Annotated in this window: 3 protein-coding genes and 1 pseudogene; 1 reads left to right on the top strand and 3 read right to left on the bottom strand. The window is 37.3% G+C overall.

The features are described 5' to 3' along the window. Positions 1-110: 110 nt before the first annotated feature. The 3 genes and pseudogenes from B4237_RS17665 to B4237_RS16380 all read right to left on the bottom strand — a co-directional run. Positions 111-407: pseudogene (locus tag B4237_RS17665) on the bottom strand (type II toxin-antitoxin system death-on-curing family toxin); the annotation flags it as partial. 401 nt (positions 408-808) lie between these two features. After that, on the bottom strand, positions 809-1,447 hold the full coding sequence (locus tag B4237_RS16385; protein WP_286943977.1) for a glutathione S-transferase family protein: 639 nt from the start codon (positions 1,445-1,447) through the stop codon (positions 809-811). Positions 1,448-1,455: 8 nt separating this feature from the next. Next, a complete protein-coding gene (locus B4237_RS16380) occupies positions 1,456-2,475 on the bottom strand; it encodes an NADP-dependent oxidoreductase (RefSeq protein ID WP_286943975.1) in 1,020 nt (339 codons plus the stop codon). Between the two features lie 143 nt (positions 2,476-2,618). Here B4237_RS16380 and B4237_RS16375 point away from each other — a divergent pair. Beyond that, positions 2,619-2,857 (top strand): TetR/AcrR family transcriptional regulator (locus B4237_RS16375; RefSeq protein ID WP_286943973.1); only part of this gene is annotated, 239 nt, incomplete at its 3' end.

The following is a 2,857-nucleotide window of genomic DNA, read 5'->3' as shown; positions in this document are numbered from 1 at the left end:
TGAGAGCTGCTCAAAGTGTTAGTCAAATAACATCCACATTTTGTCCAATTTTGCTGTTCTATTATTTTAATTTTGTTTGATTATTATTCAACCTAAAAAGCTTCAATTCACTATATTTCTGAGAGCTCATACAAGAAATCTGAAACTTTTTGTGCAAGAATTTCATGATCATCCTGACTTTCAACAATATCCACCATTAAATCATCAAGCCCTGTATTATCTTGAATACTAACGCCTTGAATTTAAAGAAAAGTAAGCATTACAGCAAGGCCTGTGCGTTTATTCCCATCAACAAATGCATGTTCTTTTGATATTGCAATACCGTACCAAGCTGCTATTTCATAAAGATCATCAACCTGATTGTAATACATTTGTTGATCAATTCTGCCTAACACGCTGAAGGTGTTGCAAAAAGTATGCTGACTATATTTTACTCGCTATGTAAATGTCAAGCGGGGCGTGATTTTTACGCACATGTGTTTATGTTATTAAAATGATGTGGTTTACTTGTTTAATACCCCGAGGAATAATTTAATCTTGCTGTGCGTTAGTCACGTTTCTTTCTTTCAAAAGTTGATTATATCTTTCAACGTAATCGTCACGATATTCAAGCTCTCTTGATAGGGATTTACAGTGGAGAATAGGCGAAACTTGTCTTAAATAATGGTAATTCATTATCTTTAAAATAGAGAACGCCCGATGAAATTCATTAGGCGTTTAATTTAAATAAGTTTCAGCTTATTTTATAACTAGATGTACTTGTCAATCACGATTCTTTTTCTCAATTGCCTTTAAAAAATCAATCTTGCTATTTTTGACTTTTCACACCATTTTGTTCAATTTGTACTGCGGCTTGCCAGCTAGGTAGTTGGCTTAAACCTGCTACATAACGTTGGATATGCGGATAATTTTCACCTTGTCCCATATGATGAACTAAAGCATGTAGTCCAAAGCCCATCATAAAGTCAGCACCGGTTAAACGGTCTGCGACTAGAAATTCTTTATCTTTTAAATATTCATTTAAATAGCTAAATACTTTATCGAACTCAACTTGAGTATAATTTTCTAGAAATACCAACTTCGTACCCTGCTTGGTTTCAATCGCATTAAACGTTTTTAATAAAAATGGCAGCATGGCAGAGCTTTCTGAGAAATGAATCCACTGTAGATAATCGACATAGGTAGGTTCATCCATATCTGGTGCTAAATGCGGCGCAAGTTTCTGAATTAATAACTCAACGATTGCGCCTGACTCTGCAATAACTTTGCCATCCCATTCCAATACTGGAGATTTCCCTAAAGGGTGAATGGTTTTTAAAGAGTCAGGGGCCAAATGCGTGCTTGAGTCACGATAATAGCGTTTCAGCTCATAAGGCTGCTTGATTTCTTCAAGTAAACACAAAATGCGAAAAGAACGTGATTGATCTAAATGATGTAATGTAATCATGATAATTCCTAAATTTTTACAACGACTTTGCCAAAGTTTTCGCCTTTCAACATACCATTGAAAGCATTGATCGTGTTATCTAAACCTTGCACCATATGCTCTTTATATTTGATTTTTCCGTCTTTCAACCATTCAGACATTTGCTGATAGAATTCCGGATACTGACTGCCATAATCATCAAAAATAATAAAGCCTTGCATGCGAATACGCTTTTTTAAAAGGGTGGAAATAAAGCCCGGTAAACGGTCTGGCCCTTGTGCTTGCTCGGTAGCGTTATACTGAGAAACTACACCACACACCGGTACACGTGCCGCAGAGTTAAGCAATGGCCATACCGCATCAAACACTTTACCCCCTACATTCTCATAATAAATATCAATACCATTGGGAGCTGCTTGTTGTAATTGATCTGCAAAATTTTCATCATGATGATTGATACAAGCATCGAAGCCGAGTTCTTCTACTGCATAACGGCATTTTTCAGGCCCACCTGCGACGCCAACCACACGACAACCTTTAAGTTTGCCAATTTGTCCAACCGTAGCACCAACAGGTCCCGTTGCAGCTGCAACGACTAATGTTTCACCGGCTTTAGGCTGACCAATGTCCAACAACCCCATATAAGCAGTAAATCCTGGCATTCCCAAAATACCCAATGCCCAAGATGGATGTTCAGGTTGCATACCTAAGCTTTGACAGGCAGACCCATTAGAAATTGCGTAGCCCTGCCAGCCATTTCCAGAAAGAACCCACTCACCTTCTTTGAATTTTGGGTTTTTAGAGGCCACCACTTGACTGACTGTTCCACCGACCATCACTTCGCCAATTTCAACCGGTGCTGCATATGAAGGAGCATCACTCATGCGACCACGCATATAAGGATCGAGTGACAAGTAAATGGTTTTTAACAATATCTCGCCTTGTTTAAGTTCATTGAGTTCAACTTGTTCAATACGAAAATCGCTGTGTTTTGGCTCGCCCACTGGCCGTTTAGCTAAAACGATGCGTTGATTAATAACTGTTTTCACACATATAACTCCATGTTTTATTTAAAAGTATTTCTCTTCACAATCAAAAATTATGATTAAAATTTCTTTACATCCATTGTAGATGAGTTATAATAAAAAACAATACGACTGGTCTATTTTTTACAATAGAGTAAATAATTAATATGAAGCCTACTCCTATTAAAAAGTCTGAAGCGAAGCGCTTACACATTCTTAATACCAGTTCAGACCTGATTTTGCATAAAGGTTTTACCGGTGTAGGATTACAGGAAATTTTACAGAGCTGTGAGATCCCTAAAGGCTCGTTTTATCATTATTTCCAATCTAAGGAAGCTTTCGGATGTGAATTGGTACAGCATTATGTAGATAATTATCAAGTCCGTTTAAATGATGTATGGCGTAG

Origin of the sequence: Acinetobacter sp. UBA6526 (assembly GCF_002434875.1) — a bacterium.
Classification (GTDB): domain Bacteria; phylum Pseudomonadota; class Gammaproteobacteria; order Pseudomonadales; family Moraxellaceae; genus Acinetobacter; species Acinetobacter venetianus.
The sequence above is the reverse complement of the archived record's forward strand: the minus strand, read 5'-3'. Positions and strand labels throughout refer to the sequence as shown.

Coding starts and splice junctions, on each gene's coding strand:
- B4237_RS16385 (WP_286943977.1), bottom strand. CDS start 1,447: ATGATTACATTACATCATTTAGATCAATCACGTTCTTTTCGCATTTTG.